General features: G+C 42.8%; 13 protein-coding genes and 3 pseudogenes. 15 read left to right on the top strand and 1 reads right to left on the bottom strand.

Annotated features, from left to right (window positions below):
- Nucleotides 1-48: 48 nt before the first annotated feature.
- A complete protein-coding gene (locus CJ483_RS05700; RefSeq protein WP_120032751.1) occupies nucleotides 49-969 on the bottom strand; it encodes an aldo/keto reductase in 921 nt (306 codons plus the stop codon).
- A gap of 117 nt (nucleotides 970-1,086) precedes the next feature.
- Between CJ483_RS05700 and CJ483_RS05695 the strand changes: the two are divergent.
- The 15 genes and pseudogenes from CJ483_RS05695 to CJ483_RS05625 all read left to right on the top strand — a co-directional run bounded on the left by CJ483_RS05695 (nucleotide 1,087) and on the right by CJ483_RS05625 (nucleotide 13,480).
- Nucleotides 1,087-1,643, top strand: a pseudogene (locus tag CJ483_RS05695) (NUDIX hydrolase).
- Between the two features lie 108 nt (nucleotides 1,644-1,751).
- Nucleotides 1,752-2,386 (top strand): annotated as a pseudogene (gene spoIIM, locus CJ483_RS05690) (stage II sporulation protein M).
- 110 nt (nucleotides 2,387-2,496) lie between these two features.
- A complete protein-coding gene (gene fur, locus CJ483_RS05685; protein WP_120032748.1) occupies nucleotides 2,497-2,988 on the top strand; it encodes a ferric iron uptake transcriptional regulator in 492 nt (163 codons plus the stop codon).
- Between the two features lie 113 nt (nucleotides 2,989-3,101).
- On the top strand, nucleotides 3,102-3,332 hold the full coding sequence (locus CJ483_RS05680; RefSeq protein WP_120032745.1) for a YqzK family protein: 231 nt from the start codon (nucleotides 3,102-3,104) through the stop codon (nucleotides 3,330-3,332).
- Between the two features lie 5 nt (nucleotides 3,333-3,337).
- On the top strand, nucleotides 3,338-4,231 hold the full coding sequence (gene xerD / locus CJ483_RS05675) for a site-specific tyrosine recombinase XerD (RefSeq protein WP_120032742.1): 894 nt from the start codon (nucleotides 3,338-3,340) through the stop codon (nucleotides 4,229-4,231).
- A gap of 201 nt (nucleotides 4,232-4,432) precedes the next feature.
- Nucleotides 4,433-5,652, top strand: a pseudogene (gene deoB, locus CJ483_RS05670) (phosphopentomutase).
- A 12-nt stretch (nucleotides 5,653-5,664) separates the two neighbouring features.
- Entirely contained in the window at nucleotides 5,665-6,480 is an 816-nt protein-coding gene (locus CJ483_RS05665; RefSeq protein ID WP_120032739.1) for a purine-nucleoside phosphorylase, read from the top strand.
- A gap of 11 nt (nucleotides 6,481-6,491) precedes the next feature.
- Entirely contained in the window at nucleotides 6,492-7,796 is a 1,305-nt protein-coding gene (locus CJ483_RS05660; protein WP_120032735.1) for a pyrimidine-nucleoside phosphorylase, read from the top strand.
- Between the two features lie 172 nt (nucleotides 7,797-7,968).
- Entirely contained in the window at nucleotides 7,969-9,144 is a 1,176-nt protein-coding gene (locus CJ483_RS05655; protein ID WP_120037817.1) for a D-alanyl-D-alanine carboxypeptidase family protein, read from the top strand.
- 109 nt (nucleotides 9,145-9,253) lie between these two features.
- A complete protein-coding gene (gene spoIIAA / locus CJ483_RS05650; RefSeq protein ID WP_120032732.1) occupies nucleotides 9,254-9,616 on the top strand; it encodes an anti-sigma F factor antagonist in 363 nt (120 codons plus the stop codon).
- The gene (spoIIAB, locus tag CJ483_RS05645) at nucleotides 9,606-10,046 is read left to right on the top strand and encodes an anti-sigma F factor (protein ID WP_120032729.1); all 441 of its coding nucleotides are present in this window, start codon (nucleotides 9,606-9,608) and stop codon (nucleotides 10,044-10,046) included. Before spoIIAA ends, spoIIAB begins: the two co-directional genes overlap by 11 nt.
- An 11-nt stretch (nucleotides 10,047-10,057) precedes the next feature.
- A complete protein-coding gene (gene sigF, locus CJ483_RS05640) occupies nucleotides 10,058-10,816 on the top strand; it encodes an RNA polymerase sporulation sigma factor SigF (RefSeq protein ID WP_065409185.1) in 759 nt (252 codons plus the stop codon).
- 122 nt (nucleotides 10,817-10,938) lie between these two features.
- Nucleotides 10,939-11,550 (top strand): stage V sporulation protein AA, encoded by a 612-nt coding sequence (locus CJ483_RS05635; protein WP_120032726.1) that lies wholly within the window; start codon nucleotides 10,939-10,941, stop codon nucleotides 11,548-11,550.
- A complete protein-coding gene (locus CJ483_RS05630) occupies nucleotides 11,550-11,984 on the top strand; it encodes a stage V sporulation protein AB (RefSeq protein ID WP_120037814.1) in 435 nt (144 codons plus the stop codon). The genes CJ483_RS05635 and CJ483_RS05630 overlap by 1 nt, the downstream gene beginning before the upstream one ends.
- A gap of 23 nt (nucleotides 11,985-12,007) precedes the next feature.
- Entirely contained in the window at nucleotides 12,008-13,480 is a 1,473-nt protein-coding gene (locus CJ483_RS05625; RefSeq protein WP_120032722.1) for a spore germination protein, read from the top strand.
- The last annotated feature ends 105 nt before the right edge of the window (nucleotides 13,481-13,585 follow it).

The following is a 13,585-nucleotide window of genomic DNA, read 5'->3' as shown; positions in this document are numbered from 1 at the left end:
ATTATTTTTTATAGTCCGGAGCGGCCCATCAGTGGCCGCTCCGTTTGTTTATCGGTGTTGTACGTATTGATTCGCTTTTGTCAGCTGCTGGATAAGCTGGAGTTCTTCTTCTGAAAGAGGAGCTTCTTTCACCGCACGGACATTTTCTTTCAGTTGACTGACAGAGCTGGCTCCTGCAACAACAGCAGCAACACCTTCATGTTGTAATAGATAACGCAGAGAAAGTGCGTTTAACGTACGTGCATCTGAAAGTTTATGCTCAAGTTCATTCAACAGATCAGTAAGTTCTGCTGAAGAATAATCAAGAAAGCCCCTTTCCTGAAACTTGCCTATTTTCTCTCTCCAGCTTGTGCTTAGCAAGCCTTTAGCAAGCGGTCCGCGGGCAACAATGCTAATATTATGCTCTTGAAGGAGCGGCAATACTTGTTCTTCAGGACGGCGGTCCAGCGGGCTGTATTGCATCATTACGCTATCGATAGAAGAACGGGTAGCAAATTCACGAATAACATTTGGACGAATGGAAGAGATACCGTATGCACGGACTAGCCCCTCTTTTTTTAGATCTTCAAACGCTTCAATTATTTCCTCTATTGGATCGTCCATTGTTCCTCCATGCAGCTGGTAAAGGTCAATATAATCCGTTTGAAGGCGAGTAAGGCTATGTTTCACGGCTTCTTTTATGTATGTCTTTGATGGGTTCCATGACCAGCCTTCTTTGCCTTCTTCCCATCGGTTTCCCACCTTTGTCGCAATGATCACTCGCTCTCGTACCGGCTTGAGCGCAGCACCAACAATTGTTTCATTTAGCCCAAAATCGTATAAGTCCGCTGTGTCAAAATAGTTGATGCCTTCTTCCAGAGCCGTTTCGATAATAGTTTGAGCTGCCTGTTTATCTTTTCCAAGTGACATGCAACCCAGAGCGAGTTCGCTCACAAGCAAATCAGACTTGCCGAGCAGGTTTTTTTTCATTTCATTCAGCTCCTTTCTTCTGTTATCATAGCGAAACGAGAAGCGTTCGCCAAATGATCTGTCCAGTTCATTTTAGCTTATTGAGTATGATAAACTGAATAGGAAATAAAAGGAGTGATGAAGGTGAAGAAATTTGAAGAAAAGACCATTGACACAGAAATAATATTTGAAGGAAAAGTTATTCAGCTGCAGGTGGATAATATTCAACTGCCGGATGGCAAGCAGGCAAAAAGAGAGATTGTGAAGCATCCCGGGGCTGTGGCTATACTCGCATTAACGAATGAGGGGAAAATTGTTCTTGTGGAACAATACAGGAAAGCACTGGAGCGTTCTATCGTAGAAATTCCGGCTGGGAAGCTAGAAAAAGGTGAAGGGCCTGAAGCGACTGCCCGCCGTGAATTAGAAGAAGAAACGGGCTACGTTTGTCAAAGTCTGAAACTTCTGCAGTCTTTCTATACATCGCCAGGATTCGCGGATGAGATTGTTTATTTATATTTAGCAGAAGGATTGACTCAGAAAGAAGAACGGCTGCAGCCGGATGAAGATGAATTTGTTGAATTAATGGAAGTCACGCTGGGGAAGCAGAGCAACTGATGGAAGAGCAGCGGATTTGGGATGCGAAAACAGCTTATGCTATTCAATATTTACAGTTGCAAAAGGCATTGACAGAGTAAGAGCAGCGTAAGGCAGTCTGCAAAAATCATTCAAACGATTCATGTCATCTAAGCATATCCCCCCTTTTTTGCACATAAATTGAACTAATGGCAAAAGGGGGAGCTTATATGCAGAAAAAGTTATCGTCGATTATGGTTGGCCGCCATATTCAGGCCCATGCTTCTATTTATTTATTCGTCAGCGTACTGTTTTTTATGGGAGTGGTATTTGGAGCAATTGTGGTAAATAGTTTATCGCTCGCTCAAAAAGAAGATTTAGCTTATTATCTGCAACAATTTTTTGGACAAGTATCTACCGGACAAATGGCTGATTCCGAGGATTTGTTCCAACAGAGCCTCATGCATAACTTGAAATACTTAGGCTGCATGTGGCTATTCGGTGTTTCTATTATCGGTTTGCCGCTAATTTTTATCTTCCTGTTTATGAAAGGGATTGTCATCGGCTTTTCAGTCGGGTTCCTCGTCCAGCAAATGGACTGGCAAGGCTTTTTTTAGCTGTGGCAACCATTCTTCCACAAAATTTGATTATTATCCCGGCGTTTATTTTTATTGCTGCTATATCAGTCGCTTTTTCCTTACAATTGATAAAGAAAATTTTTATGAGACAGGCTGGGCAATTCTATATTACTACCCTTTTCTCAAGGTACCTCCTCTTCTTTCTGCTGGCAGCTGGGATGGCTGCTTTAGCGGCAGGAATTGAGGCATACATTTCTCCTGCTTTAATGAAAATCGTGATAAAATAATGATTTCTATATGATAATCATTATTAAAAAATATATTGTAATGATTTTATTTTGCAACTTCCTGCCAGTTTGATATAATAAAAATACATCGGCGAGGGAGGGGCTAAATAATGGAAAGCCGGATCGAACGTATTAAAAAACAATTACATTCTGCGAGTTATAAATTGACACCCCAGCGAGAAGCCACTGTCCGGGTGCTGCTTGAACATGAAGAAGATCATCTGAGCGCAGAAGATGTCTACCTCCTCGTTAAAGAAAAGGCGCCTGAAATAGGGCTGGCAACTGTTTATCGAACGCTGGAATTGCTGAATGAACTGAAAGTTGTTGATAAAATAAATTTTGGAGACGGCGTGTCCCGCTATGATTTACGTCAAGAAGGGGCGGCTCATTTCCATCATCACCTTGTCTGTATCGAATGCGGAGCTGTAGATGAAATTCAGGAAGATCTGCTTGAAGATGTAGAGAAGGTTGTAGAACGTGATTGGAAATTTCAGGTAAAAGATCACCGATTAACTTTTCATGGCATTTGCTGGCGTTGTCAGGAAAAAAGCGAAACAGAAGAAACGAACAAAGAATCACTCGAAACACAGCATGCTGAATAAAAAGCCTTTCGCCTGCCGGAAGGCTTTTTGTTTTAAATGAAAGTCTGATGTTCTAATCTTCGCCCGCCTGCATAAGCTTGTGTATAAAAAGCAAGTAAGCGGGGGGCGCGCATGTGAAACGGGATTTAGCAAAAGCGATATGGCGGACAGGAAAAGTATTTATTTTCTTTACGGGCTGTACATTATTATTCTACAGTGCGATTGTTTGGGTCCAACATGAATATGAAGAAAAGCACCGATATAAAGAGCCGGAAGGAGAAGCGATGAAAGTAGGTCTTCGATTGGATGAAAGTGCTGATCAATGGCTCGAGCGGCTGCTGCTTTTTTATCTTGATGGGGAGTAGTGACAATGAAAGATCATTTACAAGATTTTATTCATTATATGATTGTTGAAAAGGGGCTGGCAAAAAATACGGTTGCCGCCTATGAACGTGATTTAAAACATTATCTATTATTTTTGGACAAGGTAGAGCAGCTCACTTCTTTAAACGAGGTGACGCGAGGTCACATCGTTCAATTTCTCGGCCACTTAAAATCAGAAGGGAAATCAGTGAAAACAATAGCCCGCCATGTTGCCTCTGTCCGCTCTTTTCATCAATTTCTTTTGCGTGATAAAGCTGTGGAGAATGATCCTTCCGTCCATATAGAACCGCCGAAAATGGAAAAGACGCTGCCGAAAGTGCTTAATTTAACCGAAGTTGAAGCGCTTCTTGAAGCTCCTGATCCTTCCACTCCTTTTGGAAAGCGCGACCAGGCCATGCTTGAGCTGTTGTATGCTACTGGTATGCGGGTTAGTGAATTAACTTCTTTGAATTTGGATGATGTCCATATTACTATGGGGTTTGTCCGCTGTACCGGTAAAGGGAACAAAGAACGGATTATCCCGGTTGGAAAAACAGCTATACATGTTCTGGAAGCCTATTTACAAACAGGACGGCCAGCACTGAAGTCAAAAAAATATACAGAGGAAGCACTGTTTTTAAATCACCATGGCAAACGTTTGTCAAGACAAGGCTTCTGGAAGATTTTAAAGGCGCTTGCCAAGAAGGCAAATATTGAGAAAGAGCTGACGCCTCATACGCTTAGACATTCCTTTGCGACCCATTTACTTGAAAATGGAGCGGATTTGCGGGCTGTGCAAGAAATGCTTGGACATGCCGACATCTCCACTACGCAAATTTATACGCATGTCAGCAAAACAAGAATGAAAGATGTGTATTCCCAGTTCCATCCAAGGGCGTGATGATTCATCAGCAAAATAGCTGCTCTACAAGTGGACGATATTCCTTCCGAATCCCATGGGATTCGGAAGGAATATCGTCTGCGGTAGAGCAGTTTCTTTTTGCTTGTAAAAGCACCCATGATTTCATAAACTTAAATAAGTGGATAGTCGTCAGACATCTGACAGATAAACGATGGATTATTCAAATGCGAATAGGGTATCATGGCAGTAAGAAAACTTAATAAGGGAGGAATTGAAGTGACAGCATCTACATACAAACGCATCCATTTGATTGTGATGGACTCGGTGGGAATTGGCGAAGCTCCTGACGCCGAAAAGTTTAATGATTTGGGAGCGGATACAATCGGTCATATTGCGGAAAGAATGAACGGATTAAATTTGCCTCATATGGAAAAGTTAGGGCTTGCTAATATCCGAGAGATTCAGGGGTTAAAAAGATGGAGCAGCCGCTTGCTTGCTATACAAAAATGCAAGAAGCTTCAAATGGAAAAGATACGATGACGGGGCACTGGGAAATGATGGGGCTGCATATCGAAACGCCATTTCAAGTATTCCCGGACGGGTTTCCGAAAGAATTAATTGACGAACTGGAAGCAAAAACAGGAAGAAAGGTTATTGGCAATAAGCCGGCAAGCGGAACCGCTATTTTAGATGAGCTAGGCCCTGAGCATATGGAAACAGGAGCAATCATTGTATATACTTCGGCTGATTCGGTTTTACAAATAGCAGCACACGAAGAAATTGTACCATTGGATGAACTTTACCGGATTTGCGAAATTGCTAGGGAATTAACTTTGGATGAGAAATACATGGTGGGTCGTATTATTGCCCGGCCATTTGTCGGCCAGCCTGGTGCATTTGTCCGGACATCCAACCGCCACGATTATGCTCTTAAACCTTTCGGACGCACAGTAATGAATGAACTGAAGGATGCTAACTACGATGTCATTGCCATCGGGAAAATTTCCGACATTTTCGACGGCGAGGGTGTGACAGAATCGATCCGCACTAAATCCAACATGGATGGCATGGATCAATTTATTCGTGTATTTGACAAGGACTTTACTGGTCTTAGCTTCGTTAACCTCGTTGATTTTGATGCGCTGTTTGGCCATCGTCGTGATCCCGAAGGTTACGGCCGTGCACTCGAGGAATTCGATGCGCGTCTTCCGGAAGTATTTGCCCAAATGAAAGAAGATGACTTGCTCATTATTACAGCTGACCATGGCAATGATCCAGTTCATCATGGAACGGATCATACAAGAGAATATGTGCCCCTGTTAGTGTATTCCAAGCGGATGAACGAAGGAAAAGAACTGTCAACCAGAAAAACCTTTGCAGATGTTGGCGCAACGATTGCCGAGAACTTTCAGGTAAATAAGCCGAGTCACGGGAAAAGCTTCTTGCAAGATTTGTCATAAGGAGAGAGATGGATGTTTAAAGAAAAAATAGAACAGGCTGCTGCGTTTTTAAAAAAAGAAAGCAACAAAAATCCCAAGATTGGCTTGATTTTGGGTTCCGGCCTTGGTGTGCTTGCTGATGAAATTGAAAGGCCAGTGAAGATTGATTATAGCCAAATTCCTAATTTTCCACTGTCAACAGTAGAAGGCCATGCTGGGCGGCTTGTATTCGGCACACTTTCCGGGAAGGAAGTAATCGCCATGCAGGGACGCTTCCATTATTATGAAGGATATTCTTTTGAACAGGTTACTTTCCCTGTGCGTGTCATGAAAGCGCTCGGTGTGGAAACCATCATTGTTACAAATGCAGCAGGCGGCATCAATGAATCATTTCAGCCAGGGGACTTAATGATTATTACTGACCATATTAACAATATGGGGGGGAATCCGCTGATTGGACCAAATGATAGTAGCCTTGGTGTCCGTTTCCCTGACATGTCAGAAGCCTACAGTAAAGAGCTGCAACAGCTTGCGAAAGAGACAGCGGAAAAAATTAACTTATCTGTACAAGAAGGCGTGTATGTAGGGAACACTGGCCCTGTGTATGAAACACCGGCGGAAGTCCGAATGGCGCGGATACTGGGCGGTGATGCTGTCGGAATGTCCACTGTACCAGAAGTGATTGTTGCCCGCCATAGCAGTATGCAAGTGCTCGGTATTTCCTGTATTTCTAATATGGCGGCAGGCATCCTTGATCAACCGCTTACACATGATGAAGTAATAGAGACGACAGAGAGAGTCCGAGCTGATTTTCTCCGTTATATTAAAGAAATTGTAGGATCAATGTGAGGAGTGATTCCATGAGAATAGTCGACCTTATTCAAAAAAAGCGCGATGGGGAGCAATTGACGACTGAAGAAATTAACTTTATTGTTGAAGGCTATACGAACGGGACAATCCCTGACTATCAAATAAGCGCATGGTTAATGGCCGTTTATTTTCAGAACATGACTGAAAAGGAACGGGCAGATTTAACAATGGCAATGGTAGCATCAGGAGATCAGATCAACCTTAAAGCTATTGAAGGAGTGAAAGTGGATAAGCATTCTACAGGCGGTGTCGGCGACACGACCACACTCATTCTCGGCCCGCTCGTAGCGGCGGCAGGTGTACCGGTTGCAAAAATGAGCGGCCGGGGGCTCGGCCATACGGGAGGAACGATTGATAAGCTTGAAGCGATTGATGGGTTTCATGTAGAGATTACGAATGAGCAGTTTATTGAGCTTGTGAATAAAAACAAAATAGCGATCATTGGACAGAGCGGCAATTTGACACCAGCTGATAAGAAGCTTTATGCCTTGCGCGATGTGACAGCTACTGTTAACAGCATTCCGCTCATTGCCAGCTCCATTATGAGCAAAAAAATTGCTGCTGGGGCCGATGCCATCGTGCTTGATGTAAAAACTGGAGCAGGAGCTTTCATGAAAACTTTGGAAGACTCCCGCGAACTGGCAAAGGCCATGGTGAATATTGGCAATAATGTCGGGCGAAAAACAATGGCGGTTATTTCTGATATGAGCCAGCCGTTAGGATATGCCATCGGCAATGCGCTGGAGGTAAAAGAAGCGATAGATACGCTAAAAGGTGAAGGACCGGAAGATTTGACAGAGCTTTGTCTAGTCCTTGGCAGCCATATGGTCTATGCTGCTGGAAAAGCTGATTCATTGGAGGATGCTCGACAAACACTGATCAAGCTAATCAACAATGGAGAGGCGCTGGATAAGTTTAAGCTCTTCATTAAAGCGCAAGGAGGCGACAGTTCAGTAGCTGATCATCCTGAGCGGTTGCCGCAGGCAAAATACAAAATTGAATTGCCTGCAAAAGAGGACGGATGGGTAGCTGAAATCATCGCCGATCACGTAGGAACAGCTGCTATGTGGCTCGGAGCAGGGCGAGCCACGAAAGATTCGGACATTGATCTTGCTGTAGGAATTATGTTAAATAAGAAGATTGGCGCCAGTGTAAAAGCAGGAGAATCACTTGCTACCATTTACAGCAACAATGAAGACGTTGAGCAGGTAAAAGAAGAGCTGTATAAAAGTATTCTTCTTTCTAAAGAAAAAGTAGCACCGCCTATCTTGATCCATGAAGAGATAACAGGCTGACAGGATTTTTTGTAGGCATGTACCTGTTAGTGCAGGCAAAATTTCATATGCTAGCTGAAAAGAAGCATCTTTTAAAGAGATGCTTCTTTTTTTTGTATAAAAATAAAGAATATGGAAAAAATGGGTGTATATCAAATGGGAATTTTACCACTACACTGGAGGTTATTACATGATGAAGCGAATATTTCTATCAATTGTCGCTATTTTATTTATTTCTTCTGCTGTTTTGCCGTCCTTCGTGGCTCATGCTGCAGAGGAAAAAATCAATATGGCTGAACAGTCAAAGTCTGCCGTCTTATTAGAGCGGGACACAGGAGCCATCTTATTTGAGAAAAATAGCCGCAAACCACTCCCGCCAGCTTCAATGACGAAAATAATGACGATGCTGCTCATTATGGAAGCGATTGAGGATAAAAAAATAAAGTGGGATGACAAAGTCCGTGCTAGTGAATATGCAGCCTCAATGGGAGGCTCACAAATTTTTCTAGAGCCGGGTGAAGAGATGACGGCACGCGAAATGATGCAAGGCATTGCTATTGGATCTGCGAATGATGCCTCCGTTGCCATGGCTGAACGGATAGCAGGAAGCGAAGAAATGTTCGTGAAAAAAATGAATCAAAAAGCGAAAGAGCTGGGGCTAAAACAAACAAAATTTAAAAATGCTACAGGTTTGCCGGAGAAGGGTCACTATAGTTCGGCGTATGATATGGCCATCATGGCAAAGGAATTGCTAAAGCATGAGGGAATTACTAAATATACGGGTACATACGAAGCCTATCTGCGCGAAGACAGTGAAAAGAAATTCTGGCTTGTAAATACGAACAGGCTCATCAAGTTTTATCCAGGTGTAGATGGATTAAAAACAGGATTTACAAACGAAGCCAAATATTGCCTGACGGCTACAGCTTCCAAGGGAAATATGAGAGTGATTGCTGTTATTTTTGGTGCGCCGACTCCGAAGGATAGAAATGCTCAAATTACTAAAATGCTCGACTATGGATTTCATCAATATGAGGTCACTCCTTTATATGGAAAAGGAAAGGTAGTCAGTTCCATCCCATTATCAAAAGGGAGCAAAGCAGGTGTACAATTAGAAACAGCTGATAAAATTTCTGTGTTGATGAAAAAAGGAGAGAAGAAAGGAAAGTTTTCAAAAGAAATCAGCCTGAAGAAAGATATACAGGCGCCGGTTAAAAAAGGAGAACAGCTTGGAGAGTTAATCATTAAACAGGAAGGAAAAGTTGTTTCAAAAACGCCGCTCGTCGCAAAAGAGAACGTTGAGCGAGCGAGCTGGTGGCAGTTCTATAAAAAGGTATTCCATTATTTCTCAAAAACAAACGATGCTTAATGCCGAAAGAACAGCTCTTTTAGCGAATTCATTCTAGTTTTGTCAGAGGGAAGGATTGCATAGCGGAATCGTCGAATTGCTCTCTATCAAGGTTAAAGGGGGACTGTCAATGAGTTTAACAGTAGAGCTTGAAGTAATCGATCAGGTGCTCTGCCTGCGGCTGGCGGGTGAATTAGATCATCATACAGCTGAATCGCTACGCGAACAGGCAAGCGCAGCGATTGAAAAAGAAGGTGTACGGCATATTATATTGAATATTGGCGATTTAACATTTATGGATAGCTCAGGTCTCGGTGTGATTTTAGGGCGATACAAGCATATTAAACAAAAAAATGGAGAGATGGTTGTTTGTTCCATTTCCCCGGCCGTTCGGAGGCTGTTTGAGATGTCAGGGCTGTTTAAGATTGTCCGGATGGAAGCATCGGAACAAGAGGCGCTAGAACGATTGGGGGCTGCCTGCTATGAGAAATGAGATGAATGTTCAATTCAGTGCACTTAGTGAAAATGAGTCATTTGCAAGAGTAACAGTCGCAGCGTTTGTTGCTCAGCTTGATCCGACGATGGATGAGCTTACAGAAATTAAGACGGTTGTTTCAGAAGCAGTTACAAATGCTATCATTCACGGATATGAAGGCAATCCGGCAGGAACGGTTTATATCTCGGCAGTTCTAGAAGATGGAGTCGTTGATCTGATTATTCGTGATGAAGGTGTTGGCATGGAAAATATCGAAGAAGCAAGAGAGCCTTTGTTTACAACAAAGCCTGAGCTAGAGCGGTCGGGTATGGGATTTACTATTATGGAAAACTTTATGGATGAAATTGAAGTGATTTCACATAAAGGAACAGGCACCATCATTCGATTAAAAAAGCAGCTTGCAAATAAAAAAGCCATGTGTAATTAAGGGGTCCGGCTATGGATGTCGAAATAAAAAAACAAAAGACGGAAATTTTATCAGACGCTCAGCTGAAACAATTGATTAAGGAAAGTCAGGAAGGAAACCAGGAAGCGAGAGATACCATCGTCGAGCGCAACATGAGACTCGTTTGGTCTGTTGTCCAGCGCTTTATTAACCGGGGATACGATCCGGACGATCTGTTTCAAATTGGCTGCATTGGTTTGCTCAAGTCAGTGGACAAGTTTAATTTAAGTTATGACGTGAAATTTTCCACATATGCTGTGCCGATGATCATCGGTGAAATCCAGCGATTTATCCGCGATGACGGTACTGTAAAAGTAAGCCGCTCTTTAAAAGAAATGAGTAATAAAATCCGTCGGGCACGTGAGGAACTGCTGAAACTGCACAGCAGAACACCAACTATTCAAGAAATAGCGAGTTATCTGGATATCTCTCCCGAGGAAGCCATTATGGCTCAAGAAGCGGCCCGATCACCATCTTCTATACATGAAACGGTTTATGAAAACGATGGCGATCCTATTACTTTACTTGATCAAATGGCTGATAAAAGCAGCGAACATCCTTTTGATCAAGTCATATTGAAAGAAGCGATCAGGGAATTGGAAGAGAGGGAGCGACTGATCGTATATTTACGCTATTATAAGGATCAGACACAATCAGAAGTAGCCGTCCGGCTCGGAATATCACAAGTCCAAGTGTCCAGGCTGGAAAAGAAGATTCTTTCTCAAATGAAAGAGAGGATGAATGCTACGTAGAGAGAATAAAACCGATTAGGTTAATACCTAATCGGTTTTATTTCGTCCTGAAAGCTGTGCATGATTCTCTCTCTTCCGCTCATACTAACTACTAACAATTTATTTAACAGGGTGGGAGAATTATGGAAGCTCCGATTTACATCCGGCTTCGCCACCGTATCCGGCACCAAGTGGACTTGCCAGTGCAGCTAAAGGAAATTGCGGAAGTGAGTGCGCCGGAAAACTTATTGTCTGATCTGTCATCTACGGTGATTTACGAAATTAAACAGGAAGATGGACAAATTATTATTATTGATGCCATGACAGTTGTAGAAACGTTAAGTCAGCATTGGCCGAGTATTGATATTCAATTTATTGGGCCCGCTCAGACTATTATCGACACAACGCCGTTATCAAAGAGGTTTTCCTTGCCGCTTTTTTTATTGGTTTGGTGTTTGCTCTTTGTTGGGGCTGCTCTTACCATCATGAATTTTCATGAAGATGTTAGCATGCGCGATGTGCAGATAAAGATATATGAGATCGTTACAGGAAAAAAGACAGACTATCCACTTATTTTTCAAATTCCTTATTCAATCGGTCTCGGAGCTGGCATGGTATTATTCTTTAATCATTTATTTAAAAAGAGATTTAATGAAGAGCCAAGCCCGCTTGAGGTGGAAATGTTTAATTATCAGCAGGATTTAGATCAGTACGTAATTTTACATGAAAGAAAAGAAAGCAGGAACGATGAATGATGGCTCTTCTTCGTGATCTCTTCGTAGCATGGGTAGGCTTTGCTGGAGGGCTGGCAGTAGGAGCGGGTTATGTAGGTTTCATTACTGTTCTAGGCATTATTCCCCGCCTTATGCAAATCACAAAAACATGGAAGAAAATTCGAAGCTATGAATGGGCCATTATTTTAGGGGTGATGGCAGGCACACTCGTCAGTTTTGTGCCCGTTGCTTTGGGATTGCCAGCGCTTCTGCTCGTTCCCGTTGGATTATTGAGCGGTATTTTTATTGGTTTGCTAGCCGCGGCGTTAACGGAAGTGCTTAATGTTTTTCCAATATTAGCAAAGAGAATCGGTGTTCATGAATACATTATCGCACTGATGATGGCCCTTGCACTCGGGAAAGTGGCTGGTTCATTGTTTCATTGGCTTTACTTTGTTTATCAACAAAGGGTTTGATCAGACAGCAGGGAGGATTCTACATGATAGATCAGCAATTAAAAGTCCCAAAAGATCCAGAAAAAATGGATCGAATCATGAAAGAGAAGATTGGTCTCGGAGAAAGCTACGATGCCGGAGTTCGAAAGTTTACGATACTCGGGAAACAGGTGCATATTTACTATATAAACGGCTTAGCCGATTCAGATTCTATTATTAAGATTCTCACTGTGCTAACAAGGCTGGATGGAAAAGAAAAAAGAAGTCTGTATGCTGCAGAGACAATTGAAAATCACCTGGCTCATGAGTCGGTCGAGCAAGTTGAAAATGTAGATGAGGTCATTGTCCAGGTGTTATCAGGGCTAATGGCGATCGTAATTGAAGGCAGTGAAAAGGCGTTAGTTGTTGATGTTCGCAGTTATCCTGGCCGTCAGCCTGAGGAGCCGGATACGGAAAAGGTCGTGCGCGGTTCGAGAGATGGATATGTTGAGAATATTGTGGTTAATACCGCTCTGACGAGAAGAAGAATCAGAGACGGCCGCCTCCGTTTTGAAATGACAAAGGTGGGGAAGCGCTCTAAGACAGATATTGCTGTTGCTTACATTGAAGGCGTCGTAGATCCTGATCTTGTTAAAATCGTCAAGCAGGAATTAGATGCCATTGAGATTGATGGCATTCCGATGGCTGATAAAACCATTGAAGAGTTTATCGTCAAACAAGGATATAATCCGTACCCGATTGTCCGTTACACGGAAAGGGCAGATATCGGAGCGGTTCATTTACTGGAAGGGCATGTACTTTTGTTTATAGATACGTCGCCAAGCGTCATTATTTTGCCAGCAACATTCTTTCATCATATGCAGCATGCGGAAGAATACCGGCAATCTCCAGCGGTAGGTACTTTCGTTCGCTGGATTCGCTTTATCGGTGTTCTGCTTTCCCTATTCTTATTACCCTTCTGGCTGCTTGTTTCTCTTGAACCGGATCTGCTGCCAAAGACTATGGAGTTTATCGGACCGAATAAAAAGACTAATATCCCGCTCTTTCTTCAGTTGTTCATTGCTGATATTGGGGTTGAATTTCTAAGAATCGCGGCTATTCATACACCAACTCCTTTATCAACAGCCATGGGATTAATCGCTGCCGTACTTATTGGCCAAATTGCTATCGATGTCGGCTTATTTGTGCCTGAGGTGATTTTGTATGTAGCCATTGCAGGGATTGGTACCTTTGCTACACCGAGCTACGAAGTCAGTATCGCTAATAAGCTACTCCGCATGCTTTTGCTTGTTATCGTAGCCATATTTAAGTTGCCGGGATTCGTCATTGGCTGCACAGTGATTATTATTTACCTAGCACGTATGCGCGCTCTGAATACGCCTTATTTGTGGCCGCTGCTGCCATTTGATCCGAAAGCATTTTCTCAAGTGTTTATCCGACGAGCTATCCCTGGATCGAAGCTCCGCCCCAGCATTGTTCATCCGGAGGATCCTTACCGGCAGCCTCCACAAAAATAACGATGTTGAGGAGAGGAGAAATGTATGGTATATTACTTTTAACCTAAAATTTGTTTGCTAATAGACAGTCTGCGGAAGAGCAGCTGTCTATTTCTTCTAACTTAC

Source organism: Bacillus sp. PK3_68 (genome assembly GCF_003600835.1).
Taxonomy (GTDB): Bacteria; Bacillota; Bacilli; order Bacillales; family Domibacillaceae; genus Pseudobacillus.
This window is presented reverse-complemented; position numbering and strand designations above follow the sequence as displayed.

What these genes read in the sequence shown, in the direction of transcription:
- spoIIAB (WP_120032729.1), top strand. Translation starts at nt 9,606, where the DNA reads ATGAGAAATGAGATGAATGTTCAATTCAGTGCACTTAGTGAAAATGAG.
- xerD (WP_120032742.1), top strand. Translation starts at nt 3,338, where the DNA reads ATGAAAGATCATTTACAAGATTTTATTCATTATATGATTGTTGAAAAG.
- CJ483_RS05665 (WP_120032739.1), top strand. Translation starts at nt 5,665, where the DNA reads ATGTTTAAAGAAAAAATAGAACAGGCTGCTGCGTTTTTAAAAAAAGAA.
- CJ483_RS05655 (WP_120037817.1), top strand. Translation starts at nt 7,969, where the DNA reads ATGAAGCGAATATTTCTATCAATTGTCGCTATTTTATTTATTTCTTCT.
- sigF (WP_065409185.1), top strand. Translation starts at nt 10,058, where the DNA reads ATGGATGTCGAAATAAAAAAACAAAAGACGGAAATTTTATCAGACGCT.
- CJ483_RS05625 (WP_120032722.1), top strand. Translation starts at nt 12,008, where the DNA reads ATGATAGATCAGCAATTAAAAGTCCCAAAAGATCCAGAAAAAATGGAT.
- spoIIAA (WP_120032732.1), top strand. Translation starts at nt 9,254, where the DNA reads ATGAGTTTAACAGTAGAGCTTGAAGTAATCGATCAGGTGCTCTGCCTG.
- fur (WP_120032748.1), top strand. Translation starts at nt 2,497, where the DNA reads ATGGAAAGCCGGATCGAACGTATTAAAAAACAATTACATTCTGCGAGT.
- CJ483_RS05700 (WP_120032751.1), bottom strand. Translation starts at nt 969, where the DNA reads ATGAAAAAAAACCTGCTCGGCAAGTCTGATTTGCTTGTGAGCGAACTC.
- CJ483_RS05630 (WP_120037814.1), top strand. Translation starts at nt 11,550, where the DNA reads ATGGCTCTTCTTCGTGATCTCTTCGTAGCATGGGTAGGCTTTGCTGGA.
- CJ483_RS05660 (WP_120032735.1), top strand. Translation starts at nt 6,492, where the DNA reads ATGAGAATAGTCGACCTTATTCAAAAAAAGCGCGATGGGGAGCAATTG.
- CJ483_RS05635 (WP_120032726.1), top strand. Translation starts at nt 10,939, where the DNA reads ATGGAAGCTCCGATTTACATCCGGCTTCGCCACCGTATCCGGCACCAA.